Below are 18,709 nucleotides of genomic sequence, written 5' to 3' on the forward strand. Positions count from 1 at the left end.
AAGCGACGCAGGCGCTTTCTCCCTACCCCACCTGAGCAACCGGCACCGCCGCGGGTTCTCAGACGCCTTCTGGGGAGGACAGCCGACGTGTCGTGTATTGGCATACATAAGCCTCGGATCCCGGAGCCAGAAGGCGTCTGAGGTTCCGCATCCGGCACCGGCTCGCAGCAAGACCACAGAGCAGTGGCAGTAAACCCGCACCGCCGAGCAGAAGACCAAATCTGTAGAACGCGTTCTAAAGAGGACGACAATGCTGACTCAGCCATTCGCCGATGCCATCGCCGAGGCGGAGAAGGTCATCACAGGCGCCAAGCACATCCAGGACGAGCAGGACCTGATCGAGGGGTACGACTACCTGGCGGGCAGCATCCAAGCCTCCCTGATGCTGGCCTGGGCCTACGAGCGGGACTTCCCGTACTTCGTCCAGTCCACCGGCCCGTACACGAAGATGGGCTTGGACAACCCGGATGCGCTGTACTTCCACTCCTACATCCGCGATGACGCCGAGTACGTGGTGACGGGCAAGCGCGGCAGCACCACGGACTTGAGCTTCCAGGTGCTCAACGGCGATTACTCGCCGGTGGACGTGCCGGACAGCCTCGCGGCGTTCGACGACCGGCGGATCGACATCGACTCCCACGGCGAGTTCGAGGTGCGGTTCGGTCCTGGCCCGGCGGGTCCGAACTACTTCACGCTGGCGCCGGGTTCGGCGATGCTGGTGGTGCGCGAGGTCTACAGCGACTGGGACTCGGAGCGGCGCGGGCGGATCCGGATCCGGCGGGAGGACACGACCGGCACCGCTCCCCCGCCGCGCACGATGGACACGCTGACCAAGCGCTACGGCGTCGCGGGCAAGATCCTGCTCAGCCGGCTGCGGACGTTCCTGGCGTTCCCGGAGTGGTTCTACTTGAACCAGCCGGTGAACACGATGAACGAGCCCCGGTCGACGCCGGGCGGGCTGGCCACGCAGTTCTCCTCGGCGGGTCACTTCGAGCTGGCGGAGGACCGGGCGATGATCATCACGGTTCCCCGGTCCGAAGCTCCTTATCAGGGGATTCAGCTGGGCAGCGGGTGGTACATCTCCACCGACTACATCAACCACCAGACGAGCCTGACCGCCGAGCAGGCCCGCACGGATCCGGACGGCAAGATCCGGTTCGTGCTCGCCGAGCGGGATCCGGGGCTGGCGAACTGGCTGGAGCTGACCGGCCACGCGCGCGGGTACGTCCAGATTCGCTGGCAGCGGCTCTCCCGCGATCTCGGTCCCGAGGACGGGCCGCAGGTCGAGGTCGTCGGGTTCGACGAGCTGCCGAAACGACTTCCGCACTACGAGCGTTCGCGGGTCACTCAGCAGGAGTGGCGCGAGCGCATCGCCGCGCGGCAGGCCGCCGTGCACGACCGGATGCTGGGGTGACGCTGATGCTGGACGGGATGTTGCGCGACAAGGTGGTCGTGGTCTCCGGAGTGGGGCCGGGTCTGGGCCGGTCGCTGGCCCAGCGCTGCGCGATGGCCGGTGCCGACGTGGTGCTGGCGTCGCGGACCGAGTCGCGGTTGAAGCAGGCCGCCGAGGAGGTCACCGATCTCGGCAGGCGCGCGCTGGTGGTGCCCACCGACATCACCGACGAGGACGCGGCCGGCGAGCTGGTGACGCGGTCGGTGGAGACCTTCGGACGGGTCGACGCGCTGATCAACAACGCGTTCGCGATCCCGCCCCTGTCCGACCTGGCCGACACCGACCTGGACGCGATCCGGCAGGGCTTCGAGACCAACGTGCTGGCCGCGTTGCGCCTGACCAGGTTGTTCTCCCCGGCTCTCGCCGACGCGCGTGGTGCCGTGCTCATGGTGAATTCCGCCGTCCTGCGGCACTCCCGGCGCAACTACGGCGCTTACAAGATGGCCAAGTCGAGCCTGCTGTCGCTGGCTCAGAGCCTGGCGACCGAGCTCGGGCCGAAGGGCGTGCGGGTCAACTCGATCGCGCCCGGCTACATCTGGGCGGATTCGCTGAAGTGGTACCTCGGCTACCTCGCCGAGCAGCGCGGCATCACCCGCGACGAGGTCTACGAGGAGACCGCGGCCACGACGGACTTGCGCAAGCTGCCGGAGCCGGAGGAGATCGCGGACGCGGCGCTCTTCCTGATCTCCGACCTGTCCCGGATCATCACGGGCCAGTGCCTGGACGTCAACGCGGGCGAATTCCACCACTGATCCGCTTGCGCGCGGGCCGTTCCGGGCGGCGGGAACCGAATTCGCCGGTGCCGCTTCCGAGATGACGGCGTCGCGGCCGCGCGCACTGCACGAACGAGGACGGAGGAGTGAGTCCATGAGCATCGGCCGCGAGAACGTGGGCACGGTCGAGGACCTGCACGCATCGGCGACCCGCTTGATCGGCTTGGACGACTTCGGCACCGACGACTACACCGACGGTCTGGGGGTGCTGCTGGAGTCCTACGAGCGGGACGCCGGGCTGACGCCGCTGGGCAACAAGGTCAAGCGGGCGTTCCTGCGGGGTGCGCTGACGGCCCGGCTGTTCAGCGAGGCGGCGTGGCGGAAGCACCCGCAGCACGCCGAGGTCGCCGTCGAACGCCCGATCTTCGTCACCGGGCTGCCGCGCACGGGTACGACCGCGCTGCACCGGCTGCTGACCGCCGACCCCGGGAACCAGGGCCCGGAGGTGTGGCTGACGGAGGTGCCGCAGCCGCGCCCGCCGCGCGAGACCTGGGCGGACGACCCGGTCTTCCAGGGCATCCAGCAGGGCTACACCCAGCACCACGTGGAGCACCCGGAGTTCATGGGCGTGCACTACATGTCGGCCGAGCAGGTCGAGGAGTGCTGGCAGCTGCTGCGCCAGTCGATGCGCTCGATCTCCTACGAGTGCCTGGCGCACCTGCCGACGTACTCGCGCTGGTTGGCCGGTCAGGACTGGACCTCGGCCTACGCGCGGCACAAGCGCAACCTGCAGCTGATCGGGCTGCCCGAGCAGAACCGGCGCTGGGTGCTGAAGAACCCGAGCCACTTGTTCGCGCTGGACGCGCTGTTCGAGGTCTATCCCGACGCGCTGGTGATCCAGACGCACCGGGAGCCGCGCACCGCCATCGCCTCGGTGTGCAGCCTGGCCGCGCACGCGACCGACGAGTGGTCGGAGACCTTCCGCGGCGAGACGATCGGCCGCGACCAGCTGGACCTGTGGTCGCGCGGTCTGGCGGAGTTCAACGCCGCGCGGGCGCGGCACGACCCCGCGCGGTTCTTCGACGTGCGCTACGAGGACTTCGTGTCCGATCCGCTCGGCGTGGTGGAGCGGATCTACGACCACTTCGACCTGCCGCTGAGCGAGGGCGCGGCGCGGTCGATGCGGACCCTGCACTCCGAGAGCACCGCCGGTCACGCGAAGCCGAGCCACCGGTATTCGCTGGCCGACTTCGGGTTGCGGCCGGAGGAGGTGGACGAGCGCTTCGCCGGATGGGCACCCGTCGGTTAGATTCCCGTCGGATCCGACACCGGAGGGATGCGCATGGCTCACGGCGATTACCAGCTCGAGATCTACCTCAACGGCCTCAGCGGGGTGGTGCCCGATCTGCCGATGGAGTTCGAGGAGCTGGCGGAACGCGCGAAAGCGGCGATGTCGCCTTCGGTGTGGTCCTACGTCCACGGCGGCGCGGGCTCGGAGCGCACGCAGCGGGCGAACGTCTCGGCGTTCGACCGCTGGGGGCTCGTCCCGCGCATGTTCGTGGGCGCCGCCGAGCGCGACCTCGAGGTGGACCTGTTCGGCCTGAAGCTGTCCTCGCCGGTGTTCATGGCTCCGATCGGAGTCCTGGGGATCTGCGGTCAGGACGGGCACGGCGACCTGGCCACCGCCCGCGCGGCGGCGCTCAGCGGCGTCCCGATGGTGGCCTCCACGCTGTCCTCGGATCCGCTGGAGGACGTGGCCGGGGAATTCGGCGATACGCCGGGTTTCTTCCAGCTCTACACGCCGAAGGACCGGGAACTGGCGGAAAGTCTGGTCCACCGCGCCGAGAAGGCCGGTTACCAGGGCATCGTCGTCACGCTGGACACCTGGATCCCCGGCTGGCGACCGCGCGACCTGGCCACCTCGAACTTCCCGCAGCTGCGCGGGCACTGCCTGAGCAACTACTTCAGCGATCCGGTCTTCCGCGCCGGCCTGGACAAGAGCCCCGAGGAGGATCCCGGTTCCGCGGTGCTGCGCTGGGTCTCCACCTTCGGCAATCCGCTGACGTGGGACGACCTGGCGTGGCTGCGGTCGCTCACCGACCTCCCGCTGATCGTCAAGGGCATCTGCCACCCCGATGACGCCCGCCGCGCCAAGGACGGCGGTGTGGACGGCATCTACTGCTCCAACCACGGCGGGCGCCAGGCCGACGGCGGTCTTCCGGCGCTGGAGGTGCTGCCCGAGGTCGTCGACGCCGCGGACGGGCTGCCGGTCCTGTTCGACTCCGGCGTACGCAACGGTGCCGACGTCGTCAAGGCCCTCGCGCTGGGCGCCACGGCCGTCGGGATCGGCCGCCCCTACGCCTACGGCCTCGCGCTCGGTGGCACTCCCGGCGTGGTGCACGTCCTGCGCAGCCTGCTGGCCGAGGCGGACCTCCTGATGGCCGTGGACGGCTACCCCGCTCTCGGCGACCTGACGCGGGACGCGTTGCGCCGTCTCGCCTGACGTCCCGAACAGGTCGCGATTTCGCATCGTCGTCGTTGCCGGATAACCGTTTTCGGCACGCCGACCGGCCATGTCCGCGGTGCCCGGCCGAAAACGCCCGGCACCGCGGTGAACCGGCCCCCGCTCCCGGTCGATCCCCGCTACACTGCCCGCCAAAGGTGATCAACCCCACTGGAGCTCTGGACCGATGGGATTCGAAGGCGGGGCCGCTGGAGTCGGGCCGGACACCAGCAAGGCCAGCATCGCCCGCGTCTACGACATGTTCCTGGGCGGCAAGGACAACTTCGCCGTCGACCGCGAGGTCTACGAGGCGATCCAGGCCGTCTCACCGCACGGCGACGACGTCGCGAAGTCGATCCGCCGCTGGCTGATCCGAGTCGTGCGGCACCTCGCGGGCTTCGAGGTCGGGATCGGTCAGTTCCTCGACATCGGTTCCGGCCTGCCGACCGTGGACAACACCCACGAGGTCGCGCAGCGCCACAACCCGGACGCGACCGTCGTCTACGTCGACAACGACGCGACAGTGGCCGCCTACGGCCGCGCGCTGATGGAGGAGAACGACCACACCCACTTCGCCACCTCCGACCTGCGGGACCCGGCGGCCCTGCTGGCGACTCCCCAGGTCGCGAAGCTCGACTTCTCCCAGCCGATGGTGCTGATCCAGTGCGCGACGCTGCACCACGTCGACGACGACGCGGACCCCGCCGCGTTCATGCGGCGCTACGCGGACGCGCTGCCTTCGGGCTCGTACCTGGCGATCTCGCACTGGTGGGATCCTCGCGAGGAACTGCCCGAAGGCCACCGGATGGCCCGGGAACTGGAGCAGCGCTGGCGCGAATCCTCGATGGCCACGGGTCGCTACCGCACCCGCGAGGAGATCACCGAGCTCTTCGGCGGGCTGGAGCTGGTCGAGCCGGGCCTGGTCGAGCTCAACGACTGGTGGCCGGACGGGCCCGGGATGCGCGAGCCCTCGCTGGTGGAGCGACTGATCCTCGGCGGCGTCGCCTACAAGCCCTGATCAGCCCGCAGCCGCTCCACGAGAGCCGCCTGGAGCGCCTCCGCCTGCTCGTCGCTGATCGAGGCGGCGAAGTGCGCGAGGACCGCGTCCGGGCTGCCCGAGCCCGCGAGCACCTGGTGCAAGGTCCGCGCGGCCGCTTCTTCTCGGGTGCGCCGCGCCTCGTACCGGTAGGCGCGGCCGTCCATCTCCCGCTCGACCCAGCCCTTCCGGTGGAGGTTGTCGAGCACCGTCAGCACGGTCGTGTAAGCAAGCGAACGACCGGTGTCGAGCCGTTCCAAGACCTCTCGCACCTTGATCGGCTCAGACGATTCCCACAACACCCGCATCACCGCGGCTTCGAGCTCACCCAGACAACGCATCGGCCATCCTCCCCGGCCACATCGTACGTCTGGAAGCGCACGTCGCGCGCGCTATGTGAACGGCGTTCGGGTTTTCCTGACGATCGCGATCCATTTTGGACCGACCGCGAATCGCAACCCCGTTGACCCACAAGCAGATTCACATCTACTATGATCATTAGTAGCGGCGCCCCCAATCCCCCGACGCCGCTACCACGCGAGGCAACCGGTACTCCCCCTTACCGGACCTCGCCCAATGCTGGGCGGGTCCCATTCCCCCAGGGATCCCGCCCAGCCCCTCCGGAACAACGCGTTCAAACGGAATTCCCAATTCCACTTCGCGCGATTCGGGAATTTCGCGGACAACACCCGATCGACCTTCCCCCACGGACTTTCACTTCCGCAACGCGGAGCTCGCGACTTCGGCCGGCGGAAAGCCGTTCCCGGTGGACCCCGAAACCGCGATCCGTTCGTCCCACCAGCGCAATTGCGACTTCCCCCGAGGAACGAGGTTACCCGCGCGTGATTGGCGCGTTTTCGGATCGTGTTCGACGGTGTGAATTCGATCCTATTTCGCGCCCGCGGGCTCTGCGATGCTAGCTCGCCGTTCCCCGGACGACAGCCGATCCAGTGCACCGCAGAAGAATTCGGATGGCTCCATGACACCCACCACACCGCAATCACGGATCGTCGGCGCCGCGCACCTGCGGGGCGACCGATGACCGCGCAGGGCGACCTCGGCGAAGTGGAGCAGCTGCTGCGCACCTTCGAAGCGGCGCTGGCCGAGACGGACCTGCTCGGCAGGCACGCCGATCCCGACGAGGAGTCCGCGGAGCTGCGCGCACTGCGCCACCGGGTGGTGCAGCAGGTGCAGGCGATGCCCGCGGCCGAGCTGCCGCGCGAGCAGTGCCGCAACTGCGACGGTCAGCGGGAGGTCTCGGCGATGCACGTGCGGCGGGACGAGGAGACCTCCCCGCCGGAGGTCACCACCACGCAGCGGCTGTGCCCCAACTGCTGGGGAACCGGGCTCTCGCTCCGGCACACCGACCAGCCGCCGGACCTGCACGAGTAGGCACTGTTGATGCATTGCTTCGCGTGGCGGTGCGGGCTGAGTCCCACACCTGGATCAGCGGCTTCGCCGCAATCCTAAACGGCTCCTAGGTCGCTCACGCCCAGGAATCCTTCCCCTGAAACGGGTTTCGCGCTGATCAGCGCGATCTTGAGCCGGTCGGTGGTGACGGGTTCGAAGGTGATCCGGGTGACCGGCGCAGGCTCACCGCGCTGCTCGCGGACCGGAGCGAAGCGGGTGCCGTCCCAATAGCTCACCGTTAGCGAGGCGGGCACCGCGTGCGCCGGGTCGACGGTGAAGGTCAGCTCGACCGCCTCGACGCGCCGGGCCTCCGGCCAGCTGATCGACACCCACTCCCGCGCGTGCGCCGCGCTCACGGCGTGCAGCAGTCCGGTGGCCTCCTTGACGTAGTGGTTCGACCAGTGCGTGGCGGGATCGCCGTCGAGCATGTTCGCGGGCCCGGTCCCTGCCGAACCGGAGTAGCTCGCGTCCGCGACCGGTTCGGACGGTCGCGCGGGCTCGGACCTCGTGACGCGCACGTCGGATCCGGCGGGCGCGATGGCCAACGCCCTGCCGCCGAACGCCTTCCGGGTCGCCGAGCGGTAGTTGGCGGCGCTGTCCTGCTCGCCGCTGTCGGTTCCCAGCAGGCTGCCGCCCTCGACGGTGAAGGTCAGCTCGTCGTCGGCCGAGGGGACCACGACGCCCGCCGAATCCACGACCTCAGCGGTGACGAACGACAGCGCACCGATGTCCTCGCGGCTGAGCCGCACCTCGGCCGCCGGCCCCGCCGAGCGCAGCACGTCCCGGGCGACCTCGTTCCCGTCCTGCTTGGCCACGGCGACCAGCTCGCCCGGCTCGAACGGGACTTCCCAGGTCAGGTGCAGCTTCCCCGCGCTGCCGTTCGGGCTCGTGTAGCTGCCGGGGAACGGGCCTCCGGTGACGGTCTTGTCGTCGCCGGTCGGCTCGGTGGTCTCCAGGTACTCGCGGCCGTCGGTGGCGGTCTTGCGGTCGAAGCTGCGCTCCCCCAGCGAACGGCCGTTGAGCAGCAGCTCCACCGTCCGCGCTGTGCTGTGGACCCACACCACCACCGTCTCGCCGGGCTCGTGGTCGGTCCAGTTCATCGGCACCAGGTGCACCGTCGGCTCGCTGGTCCACTGGCTGCGGAACAGGTGGTACTGGTCCTTGGCGAACCCCGCGGTGTCCACCGCGCCGAAGAACGACGCCTTGACCGGGAAGACGTCCGAGTACGGCGTGGGTTCACCGATGTAGTCGATGCCCGACCACAGGAACTGACCCGCGAAGAACACCCGGTCCCGGTCCTTCTTCAGCCCGTACTCGCCGCTGTAGGTCCACGACGAGAGGTTGTTGTCGTAGGAGGACGTCCCGTGCTTGCCGGGCGTGTGGTTCTCGCCGGTGTTGAGCTGGTGCGGGCTGTCGTAGACGCCGCGCGTGGAGGTCTCCGACGACGACTCGGACTCGAAGAGGAACACCTGCGGGTACTTCGCGTGCAGCGCGTCGACCGAGGAGGCGTTGTTGTAGTTGAGCCCGACGCCGTCGAGCATCCGCAGGATCTCGTCCTGCGGCGAGCCGTCGGCCGGGACCTCCCGGTGCTTGTCCGAGCCGATGACCACCGGGCGCGTCGGATCCAGCGCCCGCACCCGATCGACCAGGCGGCGTGCGATGGGGACGCCGGCCGGAAGCGTCGAATCGGGGATCTCGTTGCCGATCGACCACATGATCACGGCCGGCGAGTTCTTGGCCGCCTCGACCATCTCGGTGAGGTCCGCATCGCTGTGCTCGTCGAAGAACCGGTGGTAGTCGTGGTCGGTCTTGCCGGTCCGCCAGCAGTCGAAAGCCTCCACCTGCAGCAGCACGCCCTCCCGCTCGGCCGCGCGCAGCAGCTGCGGCGACGGCGGGTTGTGCGAGGTGCGGACGGCGTTGACGCCCATGCTCCGCATGATCCGCAACTGCCGGACGATCGCGTCGTAGCTGGTGGCGGCACCGAGCGCGCCCAGGTCGTGGTGCAGATTGACGCCCTGCAGCTTCATCGGCTCACCGTTGAGCGAGAACCCGCGCGCGGGGTCGAAGGCGAACCAGCGGATGCCGAAGGGGGTTTCGGCGGTGTCGAGCACCTTCCCGCCTGCGGTCACCGAGACCTCGGCGGTGTGCAGTCGCGGGGAATCCAGCGACCAGGTCCGCGGATCGTCCACGCGGAGGTCGAGTCCGACGGTGCGCGGCTCGGGCGCGAGGTCGACGGGGGCGCTCGCGCGGGCGACCTCCTCCCCGCCAGGGTCGCGCAGGACGACGGTCAGTTCCGCCCGCGTCGCACCGGTTTCGGCGACGGCGGTGGCGGCGACTCGCACGATCGCGTGTCCGGGCAGGGTGTCGGCGAGACCCGGTGTGGTGACGGCGATGCCGTGCCGGACCACGTGCACCGCGTCGGTGATCACCAGGTGCACGTCGCGGTAGATCCCGCTGCCGGAGTACCAGCGGCTGCTGGGGATCTCGTTGCGCGCCTTGACCAGCAGCTCGTTCTCCCCGCCGTCGGTGCGGGCCAGCGGGGTGAGGTCGACCGCGAAGCCCGTGTAGCCGTAGGGATGCGCGGCGACGCGGTGACCGTTGAACAGGACTTCGGAGTCCATGTAGACGCCGTCGAACTCGACGGAGATCTTCTTGCCCGCGGTGTCCGGTGGCAGTGCGAAGGTCTTGCGGTACCAACCGAGCCCGCCGGGCAGGAACCCGGTGCCTCCCGTGGTGCGCTCGTCGTCCACCGGGTCGAGCTCGATGCTCCAGTCGTGCGGCAGGTCCAAGGACCGCCAGGAGGGATCGTCCGGTGCGGGCGCGGGGGCGTCCTCACCCGTGGTGTTGAGCAGGCAGAACCGCCAGCCACCACCGAAGTCGGTGCTGCGCTGCGCACCCGGTACCGCGAACGCGCGCGGTGCGCCGCCGAGCACGGCGGGCGCGGTGGCCGCGGCAGCGGCGAGCGCGATCATCCGCCGCCGGGTGAGCACGAAGTCGCACACCATCGAACACCCCTCATGGTGATTCCACGCCCGGTTCAACACGACCGAACAGGATGTTTCGCGACCGCCGAGATGATGTCAACGCGGCCGATCGGGTGCTCGGGGCCGAAAAATCGGTGGCGCGGCCCGGACTTCGGTGCCATCGTTCGACACGTGGTTGTGGACCATTTCGGCGAGACCGTCGCGGCGGAGTACGACTCCGACGAGGCGGAGATGTTCGCCCCCGCGGTTCTCGGGCCCGCGGTGGAGTTCCTCGCCGGGCTCGCCGGTTCCGGTGCCGCGCTGGAGCTCGGCATCGGAACCGGACGAGTGGCGCTGCCGCTGCGCGAGCGCGGTGTGCCCGTGCACGGCATCGACCTGTCCGAGGCGATGCTGTCTCGGCTGCGCGCGAAGCCGGGCGGCGAGCGGATCAGCGTCACCGCAGGAGATTTCGCCCGCACCGGGGTTCCCGGCGAGTTCGGGCTGGTGTACCTGGTGTTCAACACGATCAACAACCTCACCACGCAGGACGAGCAGGTCGACTGCTTCCGCAACGCCGCCCGGCACTTGGTTCCGGGCGGGCACTTCGCGATCGAGGTCGGCGTGCCGGACCTGCAGAAGCTGCCGTTCGGCGAATCCCACGTGCCGTTCGACTTCCGCGCCGACCACGTCGGCGTCGACGAGTACGACGTGGCGCACCAAGGCCTGATCTCGCACCACTTCTGGAAGCGCGACGGCCGGTGGCACCTCGATTCGACGCCCTTCCGCTACGTCTGGCCCGCCGAGCTCGACCTCATGGCCCGGATCGCGGGCATGCGCCTGGTGGAGCGCTGGGCGGACTGGGACCGCAGCCCGTTCACCAGCACCAGCACCAAGCACATCTCGGTGTGGCGCAAGTCCGCTGGGTGAAAGTTCCCCCTCAAGGGTCGATCCGGTTCGATTGGTCCACAGTGGATGATCGACGTTCCGGGCCGGCTCTGGTAGGAAGCGCGCATGCGCTTCTACGCCGAACGCCCGGTCCGCCTCGCCGGACAGCTGTTGTCCGATCTCGTCGCGATCACCTGGATCGCCGCGTTCTGCTGGCTGGCCGGTGAGGCGAAGTCGGCCGTGCTGCAGCTGCAGGCACCCGGACACCGCATGATCGAGGCAGGTGGCGGACTCCGCAGCACCTTCGCCGACGCCGCCTCCACCGCCTCGGGTGTCCCGTTCGTCGGCGAGGACCTGGCCGGAGCGCTGGGTCGCGGCGGTTCGGCCGGGGACGTGCTCGTCGATGCGGGCGCGCGCCTGCTGGAGGCGATCGGGCTGGCCGCCACGAGCGTCGCGGTGGTCATCGTGGCGGCCTCGCTGATCCCGGTGCTCGCGTTGTGGTTACCGCGCCGGATCCGCTACGCGCGCGCCGCCGGGCAGGCCGTGGCGATGCGCGCGGAGGGCGCGGATCTGCTGGCGCTGCGCGCGCTGACCGAGCTGCCCCACCGACGGCTCCAGCGGATCGGCACCGAGCCGGCCGCGGCCTGGCGCGCGGGCGATCCCGAGGCCATCGAGCGGCTGGCCGGGATGCGGCTGGCCGCGCTGGGGTTGCGCGTCAGCTGATCGCGCCGGAGCGGTCGACGAGCCCCAGGCGCAGGTGTTCGCTGTGGTAGACGGCCTCGTCGAGCAGCTGGGCGACGTGGTTGTCGTAGAGGCTGTAGACGATGCTGCGCCCCGAGCGGGCGCCCACGACCAGACCGAGGTTGCGCAGCAGCCGCAGCTGGTGGGACACGGCGGACTGCTCCATGCCGACCGCCTCGGCGAGCTCCGTGACCGGGCGCGACCCCTGTCGCAGCTCGGCGAGGATGAGCAGCCGGCTCGGGGTGGCCAGCGCCTGCAGCGTGTTCGCCACGTGCGCGGCCGACTCCGCGTCGAGCCTGGTCGCCTCCCGGTCCACTCCGTGTCCCATGAGTCGCAGTCTAAACCGCAGTTTGCATGAAAACCTCTTCATGTGATCCCCTGAGCGAGTCAGCTCGGCTCTGCGGAGGTTCCACCCGTGGTCACGTCCACCGCCACTCCCCCACGTCTCGCTCCACCGGCGCGCACCCGGCTGTTCGGGCTGCCCGAGATGCGCTGGGCCGCCACCGCGCTCGGGCTGTTCCTGGCCGGGCTGTGCCTGCAGCTGGCCGGCGCTCCGGAGTGGTCCTGGTGGGCGCTCTACCTCGCCTGCTACGCGACCGGCGGCTGGGAACCGGCGCTGGCCGGGCTGCAGGCGCTGCGGGAGAAGACCCTCGACGTCGACCTGCTGATGGTGCTGGCCGCGATCGGCGCGGCGTCCATCGGCGAGATCACCGACGGGGCGCTGCTCATCGTCATCTTCGCCACCTCGGGCGCGCTGGAGGCGCTGGCCACCGCGCGGACCGAGGACTCCGTGCGCGGGCTGCTGAACCTGGCCCCGGACACCGCGACCGTCGTGACCGCCGCCGGTGCGGAGCAGGTCCGCCCGGCCTCCGAGCTGGAGGTCGGCGACGAGGTGCTGATCAGGCCCGGTGAGCGCGTTCCGGCCGACGGCGCTGTGCTGTCCGGCGCCAGCGCCGTCGACCAGGCCACGATCACCGGCGAGCCGATCCCCGCGGACGTCTCGGCCGGCTCCGAGGTCTTCGCAGGCACCCTCAACGGCACCGGATCGCTGCGCGTGTGGGTGAGCCGCCGCGCGGAGGACTCCGTGGTCGCGCGGATCGCCGCCCTGGTCGAGCAGGCCGGCCGGACCAAGGCCCGCACCCAGCTGTTCATCGAGAAGGTCGAGCAGCGCTACTCCCTCGGCATGGTCGCGGCGACCGTCGCGCTGTTCGCGATCCCGCTGCTGTTCGGCTCTGAACTGCGGGAATCCCTGCTCCGGGCGATGACCTTCATGATCGTCGCCTCGCCGTGCGCGGTGGTGCTGGCCACGATGCCGCCGCTGCTGGCCGCGATCGCCAACGCGGGCCGCCACGGCGTGCTGGTGAAGTCCGCGGTGGTGATGGAGCAGCTGGGCACGACCACCAAGGTCGCCTTCGACAAGACCGGCACGCTCACCCGGGGAACTCCGGAGGTCGCCGAGGTGCGGGCGCTCGACGCGGGGTGGAGCCGGGACGAGCTGCTGCGGATCGCCGCCGCGGCCGAGAAGCCCAGCGAGCACCCGCTGGCCACCGCCGTCGTGCGCGCCGCCGAACTAGCGGAGCTCTCGCTGCCCCCGGCCGTGGACTTCGCCGCCCTGCCGGGCCGCGGGGTCACCGCCCGGGTCGACGGTCGACTCGTCGAGATCGGTGCTGCCCCAGCGGAGTTCGAGGTCGAGGCGGGCTGCACCGCGGTGCTGGTACGCCGCGACGGCGAGCCGATCGGGCTGCTGTCGATCAGCGACGAACCCCGTCCGGAAGCCCCCGCCGCGGTGGCCGCGACCCGCGAGCTCACCAGCGATCCGGTGCTGCTGACCGGCGACACCGCCGCCGGGGCGAGCCGGCTGGCCGAGCACGTCGGCATCACCGACGTCCGCGCGGGCCTGCTCCCGGACCAGAAGCTCGGCGAGGTGGACCAGCTGCGCTCGGACGGCCACCGAGTGGCGTTCGTCGGCGACGGCATCAACGACGCACCCGCCATGGCCGGCGCCCACGCGGGCATCGCGATGGGCGGTGCGGGCTCCGACCTGACCCTCCAGGCCGCGGACGCGATCATCGTCCGCGACGACCTCACCGCGATCCCCGCCGTCGTCGAGCTCTCCCGCAGGGCGCACCGCGTCGTCACCGCGAACCTCGTGATCGCGGGAACATTCATCGCCGTCCTGGTGACCTGGGACCTCGTGGGCCACCTGCCGCTCCCCCTCGGAGTCGCCGGCCACGAGGGATCCACGATCCTCGTGGCTCTCAACGGACTCCGCCTCCTCCGCCGGACGGCCTGGAAATCCGCCTGACCCGCGCGCCGCTTCACGCGGGGGGCTCGGTGCGCGCAGTCGTCACTCGGTCCTCGGACCCCGGAAGAAGGTCGTCAGAGGTCGAGTTCGAGAGTGCCCCTGGCCCGGGAGACGCACGGCGCGATGCTGGTGCGGCGCTCGTCGTCGGTGAGGTGGAGGTCCTGGTGAACGGGGTCTCCCGAGAGGACGGGCGTGACGCATTCACCGCACACCCCCTTGCGGCACCTGCTGGGGACGTCCGAGCCGGCTGCTTCCAGCGCGTCCAGGAGGGTTTCGTCCTCCCCGACGCGCACGACCGCGCCCGTCCCGCTCAGCCGGACCGAGAACGCGTCGCCGGTCGCGGGAACAGCACCGAAGCGCTCGGTGTGGACGCGGGTGGGTGGCCAGCCCGCCCGGCCCGCCAGGTCGACGACCTCGTCCATGAACGACGCCGGGCCGCAGACGTAGAGGTGGGTGCCCAGCGGCTGATCCGTGAGGTCCAGGCCGTTCCAGAACTCGGCTCGGGAGCCGGTGATGTGCGCACGGTGCTCCCGGAGATCGTCCGCGTGAGCGCCGTTGCGCGATATGTAGTGGATTTCGGCCGACCGCTGCCACCTCCGGGCCGCCCGCGCGTGCGAGAGGATCGGGGTGACACCGATGCCCGCGGCCACCAGGAGGTGGTGACGCGCGATCTGCACGGGCGCGAAACCGCTTCGAGGACCGTCGGATTCGACGACGTCACCGGGTCGCAGCGCGTGCATCCAACGCGAGCCGCCGGTACCGAGGCGCACCGAGATCTCGTGCTCCGACGGCCGGAAGCCGTCACCGGTCAGCGAGTAGGAGTTGCGACGCGGCCGCCCCTGCTCGTCGACGCCGCACAGCACGTCGATGTGGCTGCCGGGCGGGTGGGAGGTGATCTCACCGCCCAGGCGGATCCGCCGGACGCCGTCGGCGATGAGGCTCGTCTCGGTCACGGTGAGGCGTTTCATCGGCGCAACCACTCCAGCAGCGCGGGCCGGATCTCGCCGTAACCCTTGTAGTCGGCCATCTCGTCGGGCAGCTCGGCGAGCACGGTCGCCAACTGCTCGCGCCAGGACCGGACGAGCGCGAGTTCGCGCATCGGCAGCAGGTAGGTGCGGATCAGGAACATGATCGAGCCCGTCATCGGCAGCCGGACCAGGTGCTGGACCTCCACCCGCAGGTGCAAGGACTCCCCGATGTCCACCTCCCGAGCGCGTTCGGCGCCCCACTGGTCGTAGGTCTCCAGCGAGGCGTCCAGCCGGTGCCCGATGGTGGAGCTCCAGTTCTGCCGCCGGTAGCACTCCCCGGGTTGCAATCCGAGCAGGAAGCGCTCGGCCCTCGGGATCGCACCGTCGGCGAAGTCGCGGGGGACCGGACCGTGCAGTTCGGTGAAGGACATGCCGAGCACGAACCGGATCGACCAGTTCGACGCGAAGGTCACCACCCCCGCATCGGCGAACAGCCGCCCTTCCCGCTCGTCGAGCAGCACGACGTCGTCGGGCACCTGAGAGGCGGCGAAACGCAGCGGCGGCTCGCCGAGCGAGTCCTCGTCGCCGAACCGGAACCGCCGCGACATCCCGAGTCTCGCGTTCTCCCAGCGGAATTCGCGATCCCCGCAGCGCGTCAGCGTCATCGCCGGATCGGTGTCAGCGGCTTCGGACAGCAGGTGCAGCAGGGCGTCCCACGACGCGGCGCGCATGTGCCCGAGCTCCACGTGCCTGCCCGGGTCGCGGTCGAGGATCGCCGCGCGCTCGGCGAGCTCGCTCTCGTAGGCCGCGTCGAAGTCCAGGACGGTGCCGCCCCACTCCCCCGCGGCCGTGCGGTGCTCTCGCGGCGCCGGTTCGACGTTGACGCCGTAGCGGTAGCGGTCGCCCTCCAGCGGCCACGGGAACCGCCGGACCCGCTCGGGCAGGCTCACCGGAATGCCTCCACGTCAGCGCGAAAACCCAGGTACGAGCCGCGGAACCGGGACACGTGGGAGTAGATGTGCAGCGGCTGCCCGCATCCGCCGCACCGGGCCTCCGCTCCTGGCGAGGCCGTCGTCTCGGTGTCCGCGGCGCAGTGCGCGCAGTGCACGACCAGCCGCTCCCGCGAGGTGACCTGGCAGCGGATCTCCTCGTCCACGGCACCGGCGGTGATCGCCCGCGAGCGCAGCGCCAGCACGTCGGCCTCCGGCCCGGCCAGCATCAGCCGCCATCCGACCCGAGCCGCGCGCAGCTGCGCGTCCAGCGCCCCGGTCACCTCCTCGGCGCGATCCCCGTGCACCGCCCGGGAAGCGCCCGGCGCCGAGCGGGCCCAGCGCCGGGTGATCTCCCGGGCGCCTGGGCCGATGCCGATGATCGCGAACCGCCGGCCGGTCGGATCGACCCCGACCGGCTCGTGCCACTCGGGCAGGCTGGTGCGCACCGGCCGCCATCCGCTCGTCGCTCATCGCACCCGAGTACACGAAAGGCCGGGGCGGGTGTCAACCGCGCCAGGCCGAGGTCACCGGGTCACTGGACCGCCCAGTAGCCGAAGGACTTGTAGTCCGGGGACGGGCCGAACGAGGTCATCGCGGCCATCCGGACGGTCAGCTCGGTGCCCGTCACGTGCTCCGCCGGGATCCTGATCACGGTCTCCGACCAGCCCTTGGTCTCCGGCTTGAGCCAGTGCTTGCCCAGGTCCGCGCCGTCGGCGAACACCCGCACGTCGCGAGCACCGGTGTACAGGCCGGGTTTCGGTCCGGTCGAGTCGTGCCGCGCGATGAGCCGGACCTCGCGTCCCGGAACGAGACCGTGCAGGGTGAACTCCTCCTCGCCGATGACGTGCCGGGCGCTGTCGACGACCTCGCGCCCGCCGACCTCCAGCGTGCGCGCCTCGGTGAGCGGCTGGAAACCGGCGCGCGCGGTGCTCACCACGTGGTCGTGATCGGCTTCCGAGTCCCGGGAACCGACGTTGACGTGATCGCGGATGACGCCGCTGATCGGCCTGATCGGCACGTCACCGGTGTCGATCAGGCTCCAGTCCGCCTTGTAGACCGTCATCACCGGCAGCGAGAGCACCGGCGCTCCGAGGACACCGGCGTCGGCGAGGTGCTCCAGCTGCACTCCGCTGGGCATCCGGTCGTAGATGGCGATGTAGTCGGGGCGGTCGTCGGGCGACATCGCGCGCAGTTCCTCGTAGAGCGCACCCATCCCGTGCAGAGCGGGCTCGGCCAAGCCGTTGGTCGTCAGACCCACGAGGTCGACCGTGGGATGTCCGCCCAGGTAGGCGGCGGCTCCGACGTCGTGCACGCCCAGCCGCGCCCCCTCCGGCAGGTTCCCCTTGGTCCAGGCGGCCAGGGCCACGACTCGTTCGCGGATTCCCCCGGAGTCCTGAACGGTGTTGTGCACCCAGGTCGGCACCGACAGGGCCGTGAACAACCCGGCCACCGCCAGCAGCACCACCGGGGTCTTCTCGCCCAGGCGCAGCCGCTTGCCGACCTCGACCAGGCCGATGACGGCGGCGAGCACGAACAGCGGCAGGAACGGCTGCAGGTACCGGACCTGCTGCCACAGCGCGGTTCCCATCGTGGAGATCGCGCCGAGGGCCAGCACCGTCCCGATGCCGATGACCCAGCCGACCCAGCTCCGCGTTCCGCCGTCGCGCACCAGCACCGCGACGCCGAGCGCCGCCAGCAGCAGCGCACCGGGGAAGGCGAAGTCCTGCCGGTTGAGCCCCGCCAAGATCTCCATGAACGCCGAGAAGTTGTCGGCGGTCTTGCCCGCCAGTTCGCCCAGGCTCAGGTTCGGCATGCTCAGGTGCGACTTGGCCTGCGAACCGTTCGGCGAGGAGTGCCCCGTCGCGATCAGGTAGAACACCAGCTGTGCGCCGACCACGGCGAAAGGCAGCGCGCACCAGGCGGTCCCCGCGATTCGGGTGCCGAGGTCGCGCCCGCGGCGCGCGCTCACCGACATCATCAGCGCCGGCACCAGCACCAGGAACACCAGCGCTTCCATCCGGCACAGCGCCGCGAGAGCCACCAGCACCGGCGTGAACCTGAAGACCCCGCTCGGTGCTTCGCGGACCAGCAGCACCAGCGTCGCCACCAGGAGCAGCGCGGTCGCGGAGACCTCCATGCCGCTGGTCGCGCCCCACAGCAGCGGGCCGCTGAGGGCGACCAGGCCGCCCGCCCAGGCCCCCGCGACCGGACCGGCCACGCGGCGGCCGAGCAGCACCACTCCACCGGCGGTCAGCGCGTGGCAGACGACGCCGAGGAGCACCGCAGCGGGCAGCAGCGCCGAACCGTGCAGACCGACGAAGTGCAACGCGCCCAGGACCAGGACGTACAGCAGGCTGCTAGCACCGGTGCTGATCGGGTCCCCGTCGTTGTACTGCAGGAACTGGCCCTGCCCGATCTGCTTCGCGTACTGGAGGTGGATGTAGGTGTCGTCCAGCGGCGGGATGTAGAAGCCGCCGTTGTAGTGGACGTTCACCAGCACGAACCCCAGTCCCGCGACCGCGGCCAGCAGCGGCACCGCCCACAGCGCGATCCGGTCCGAGCGGCGCCGGGGCGCGGGAACCTCCCCTCGTCGCGTCGGCTCGGATAACTCGTGTTCGACGAGGTCGTTCGTCACGCTCACCCCTGCGGGTCCTTCCAGGCGAAGGTTCTTAGGTCGCTGCGCACCACCGGGGTGCCGACATGATCGGCTATAGATGGGCGTTTTCGCCGTTTTCCCCGG

Annotated in this window: 16 protein-coding genes; 9 read left to right on the top strand and 7 right to left on the bottom strand. The window is 70.4% G+C overall.

The features are described 5' to 3' along the window. The first annotated feature begins 250 nt into the window (after window positions 1–250). The 5 genes from FHU35_RS03745 to FHU35_RS03765 all read left to right on the top strand — a co-directional run bounded on the left by FHU35_RS03745 (window position 251) and on the right by FHU35_RS03765 (window position 5,687). Window positions 251–1,414: a hypothetical protein gene (locus tag FHU35_RS03745; protein WP_145736732.1), complete on the top strand. Its 1,164-nt coding sequence runs from the start codon at window positions 251–253 to the stop codon at window positions 1,412–1,414. Window positions 1,415–1,419: 5 nt separating this feature from the next. Then, window positions 1,420–2,205: an SDR family oxidoreductase gene (locus FHU35_RS03750; RefSeq protein ID WP_145736735.1), complete on the top strand. Its 786-nt coding sequence runs from the start codon at window positions 1,420–1,422 to the stop codon at window positions 2,203–2,205. Window positions 2,206–2,320: 115 nt separating this feature from the next. Next, window positions 2,321–3,475, top strand: coding sequence for a sulfotransferase family protein (locus FHU35_RS03755; RefSeq protein ID WP_145736738.1), 1,155 nt, complete (start codon window positions 2,321–2,323; stop codon window positions 3,473–3,475). A gap of 33 nt (window positions 3,476–3,508) precedes the next feature. Beyond that, entirely contained in the window at window positions 3,509–4,669 is a 1,161-nt protein-coding gene (locus FHU35_RS03760; protein WP_145736741.1) for a lactate 2-monooxygenase, read from the top strand. Window positions 4,670–4,856: 187 nt separating this feature from the next. Further along, complete coding sequence (locus FHU35_RS03765; RefSeq protein ID WP_145736745.1) at window positions 4,857–5,687, top strand: SAM-dependent methyltransferase; 831 nt, start codon at window positions 4,857–4,859, stop codon at window positions 5,685–5,687. Here FHU35_RS03765 and FHU35_RS03770 read toward each other — a convergent pair. Continuing rightward, complete coding sequence (locus tag FHU35_RS03770; RefSeq protein WP_145736748.1) at window positions 5,675–6,046, bottom strand: BlaI/MecI/CopY family transcriptional regulator; 372 nt, start codon at window positions 6,044–6,046, stop codon at window positions 5,675–5,677. The genes FHU35_RS03765 and FHU35_RS03770 overlap by 13 nt on opposite strands. Window positions 6,047–6,743: 697 nt before the next feature. Between FHU35_RS03770 and FHU35_RS03775 the strand changes: the two genes are divergently transcribed. Next, complete coding sequence (locus tag FHU35_RS03775) at window positions 6,744–7,097, top strand: hypothetical protein (protein ID WP_145736750.1); 354 nt, start codon at window positions 6,744–6,746, stop codon at window positions 7,095–7,097. A 74-nt stretch (window positions 7,098–7,171) separates the two neighbouring features. On the opposite strand, the gene FHU35_RS03780 is transcribed toward FHU35_RS03775, so the two are convergent. Beyond that, window positions 7,172–10,120, bottom strand: coding sequence for a glycoside hydrolase family 2 TIM barrel-domain containing protein (locus tag FHU35_RS03780; RefSeq protein WP_222429269.1), 2,949 nt, complete (start codon window positions 10,118–10,120; stop codon window positions 7,172–7,174). 210 nt (window positions 10,121–10,330) lie between these two features. Here FHU35_RS03780 and FHU35_RS03785 point away from each other — a divergent pair, with 210 nt between their 5' ends. Then, window positions 10,331–11,005, top strand: coding sequence for a class I SAM-dependent DNA methyltransferase (locus tag FHU35_RS03785; RefSeq protein WP_425474111.1), 675 nt, complete (start codon window positions 10,331–10,333; stop codon window positions 11,003–11,005). An 84-nt stretch (window positions 11,006–11,089) separates the two neighbouring features. Continuing rightward, window positions 11,090–11,686 carry a hypothetical protein gene (locus tag FHU35_RS03790; RefSeq protein ID WP_145736756.1) on the top strand — a complete coding sequence of 199 codons (597 nt, stop codon included), beginning with the start codon at window positions 11,090–11,092 and terminating at the stop codon, window positions 11,684–11,686. On the opposite strand, the gene FHU35_RS03795 is transcribed toward FHU35_RS03790, so the two are convergent. Then, complete coding sequence (locus tag FHU35_RS03795; RefSeq protein ID WP_145736760.1) at window positions 11,679–12,032, bottom strand: ArsR/SmtB family transcription factor; 354 nt, start codon at window positions 12,030–12,032, stop codon at window positions 11,679–11,681. The two genes, FHU35_RS03790 and FHU35_RS03795, sit on opposite strands and share 8 nt — an antisense overlap. A 159-nt stretch (window positions 12,033–12,191) precedes the next feature. On the opposite strand from FHU35_RS03795, the gene FHU35_RS03800 reads away from it, so the two are divergent. Beyond that, window positions 12,192–14,009 (top strand): heavy metal translocating P-type ATPase, encoded by a 1,818-nt coding sequence (locus tag FHU35_RS03800; RefSeq protein ID WP_145737938.1) that lies wholly within the window; start codon window positions 12,192–12,194, stop codon window positions 14,007–14,009. 74 nt (window positions 14,010–14,083) lie between these two features. Here FHU35_RS03800 and FHU35_RS03805 read toward each other — a convergent pair whose 3' ends face one another. The 4 genes from FHU35_RS03805 to FHU35_RS03820 all read right to left on the bottom strand — a co-directional run bounded on the left by FHU35_RS03805 (window position 14,084) and on the right by FHU35_RS03820 (window position 18,610). Beyond that, window positions 14,084–14,977 (bottom strand): PDR/VanB family oxidoreductase, encoded by an 894-nt coding sequence (locus FHU35_RS03805; protein WP_145736765.1) that lies wholly within the window; start codon window positions 14,975–14,977, stop codon window positions 14,084–14,086. Beyond that, window positions 14,974–15,927 (bottom strand): heme-dependent oxidative N-demethylase family protein, encoded by a 954-nt coding sequence (locus tag FHU35_RS03810; protein ID WP_145736769.1) that lies wholly within the window; start codon window positions 15,925–15,927, stop codon window positions 14,974–14,976. Before FHU35_RS03810 ends, FHU35_RS03805 begins: the two co-directional genes overlap by 4 nt. Then, the gene (locus tag FHU35_RS03815; protein WP_145736773.1) at window positions 15,924–16,415 is read right to left on the bottom strand and encodes a dimethylamine monooxygenase subunit DmmA family protein; all 492 of its coding nucleotides are present in this window, start codon (window positions 16,413–16,415) and stop codon (window positions 15,924–15,926) included. The genes FHU35_RS03810 and FHU35_RS03815 overlap by 4 nt, the downstream gene beginning before the upstream one ends. 86 nt (window positions 16,416–16,501) lie before the next feature. Then, window positions 16,502–18,610 (bottom strand): hypothetical protein, encoded by a 2,109-nt coding sequence (locus FHU35_RS03820; protein ID WP_145736776.1) that lies wholly within the window; start codon window positions 18,608–18,610, stop codon window positions 16,502–16,504. Window positions 18,611–18,709: the final 99 nt, after the last annotated feature.

The organism is Saccharopolyspora dendranthemae (assembly GCF_007829955.1).
GTDB classification, from domain to species: domain Bacteria; phylum Actinomycetota; class Actinomycetes; order Mycobacteriales; family Pseudonocardiaceae; genus Saccharopolyspora; species Saccharopolyspora dendranthemae.

Excerpts from the sequence above, each read along its gene's own strand:
- FHU35_RS03790 (WP_145736756.1), top strand. The coding sequence starts at position 11,090 with ATGCGCTTCTACGCCGAACGCCCGGTCCGCCTCGCCGGACAGCTGTTG.
- FHU35_RS03755 (WP_145736738.1), top strand. The coding sequence starts at position 2,321 with ATGAGCATCGGCCGCGAGAACGTGGGCACGGTCGAGGACCTGCACGCA.
- FHU35_RS03795 (WP_145736760.1), bottom strand. The coding sequence starts at position 12,032 with ATGGGACACGGAGTGGACCGGGAGGCGACCAGGCTCGACGCGGAGTCG.
- FHU35_RS03780 (WP_222429269.1), bottom strand. The coding sequence starts at position 10,120 with ATGGTGTGCGACTTCGTGCTCACCCGGCGGCGGATGATCGCGCTCGCC.
- FHU35_RS03760 (WP_145736741.1), top strand. The coding sequence starts at position 3,509 with ATGGCTCACGGCGATTACCAGCTCGAGATCTACCTCAACGGCCTCAGC.
- FHU35_RS03775 (WP_145736750.1), top strand. The coding sequence starts at position 6,744 with ATGACCGCGCAGGGCGACCTCGGCGAAGTGGAGCAGCTGCTGCGCACC.
- FHU35_RS03800 (WP_145737938.1), top strand. The coding sequence starts at position 12,192 with ATGCGCTGGGCCGCCACCGCGCTCGGGCTGTTCCTGGCCGGGCTGTGC.
- FHU35_RS03805 (WP_145736765.1), bottom strand. The coding sequence starts at position 14,977 with ATGAAACGCCTCACCGTGACCGAGACGAGCCTCATCGCCGACGGCGTC.
- FHU35_RS03745 (WP_145736732.1), top strand. The coding sequence starts at position 251 with ATGCTGACTCAGCCATTCGCCGATGCCATCGCCGAGGCGGAGAAGGTC.
- FHU35_RS03770 (WP_145736748.1), bottom strand. The coding sequence starts at position 6,046 with ATGCGTTGTCTGGGTGAGCTCGAAGCCGCGGTGATGCGGGTGTTGTGG.
- FHU35_RS03765 (WP_145736745.1), top strand. The coding sequence starts at position 4,857 with ATGGGATTCGAAGGCGGGGCCGCTGGAGTCGGGCCGGACACCAGCAAG.
- FHU35_RS03785 (WP_425474111.1), top strand. The coding sequence starts at position 10,331 with ATGTTCGCCCCCGCGGTTCTCGGGCCCGCGGTGGAGTTCCTCGCCGGG.
- FHU35_RS03750 (WP_145736735.1), top strand. The coding sequence starts at position 1,420 with ATGCTGGACGGGATGTTGCGCGACAAGGTGGTCGTGGTCTCCGGAGTG.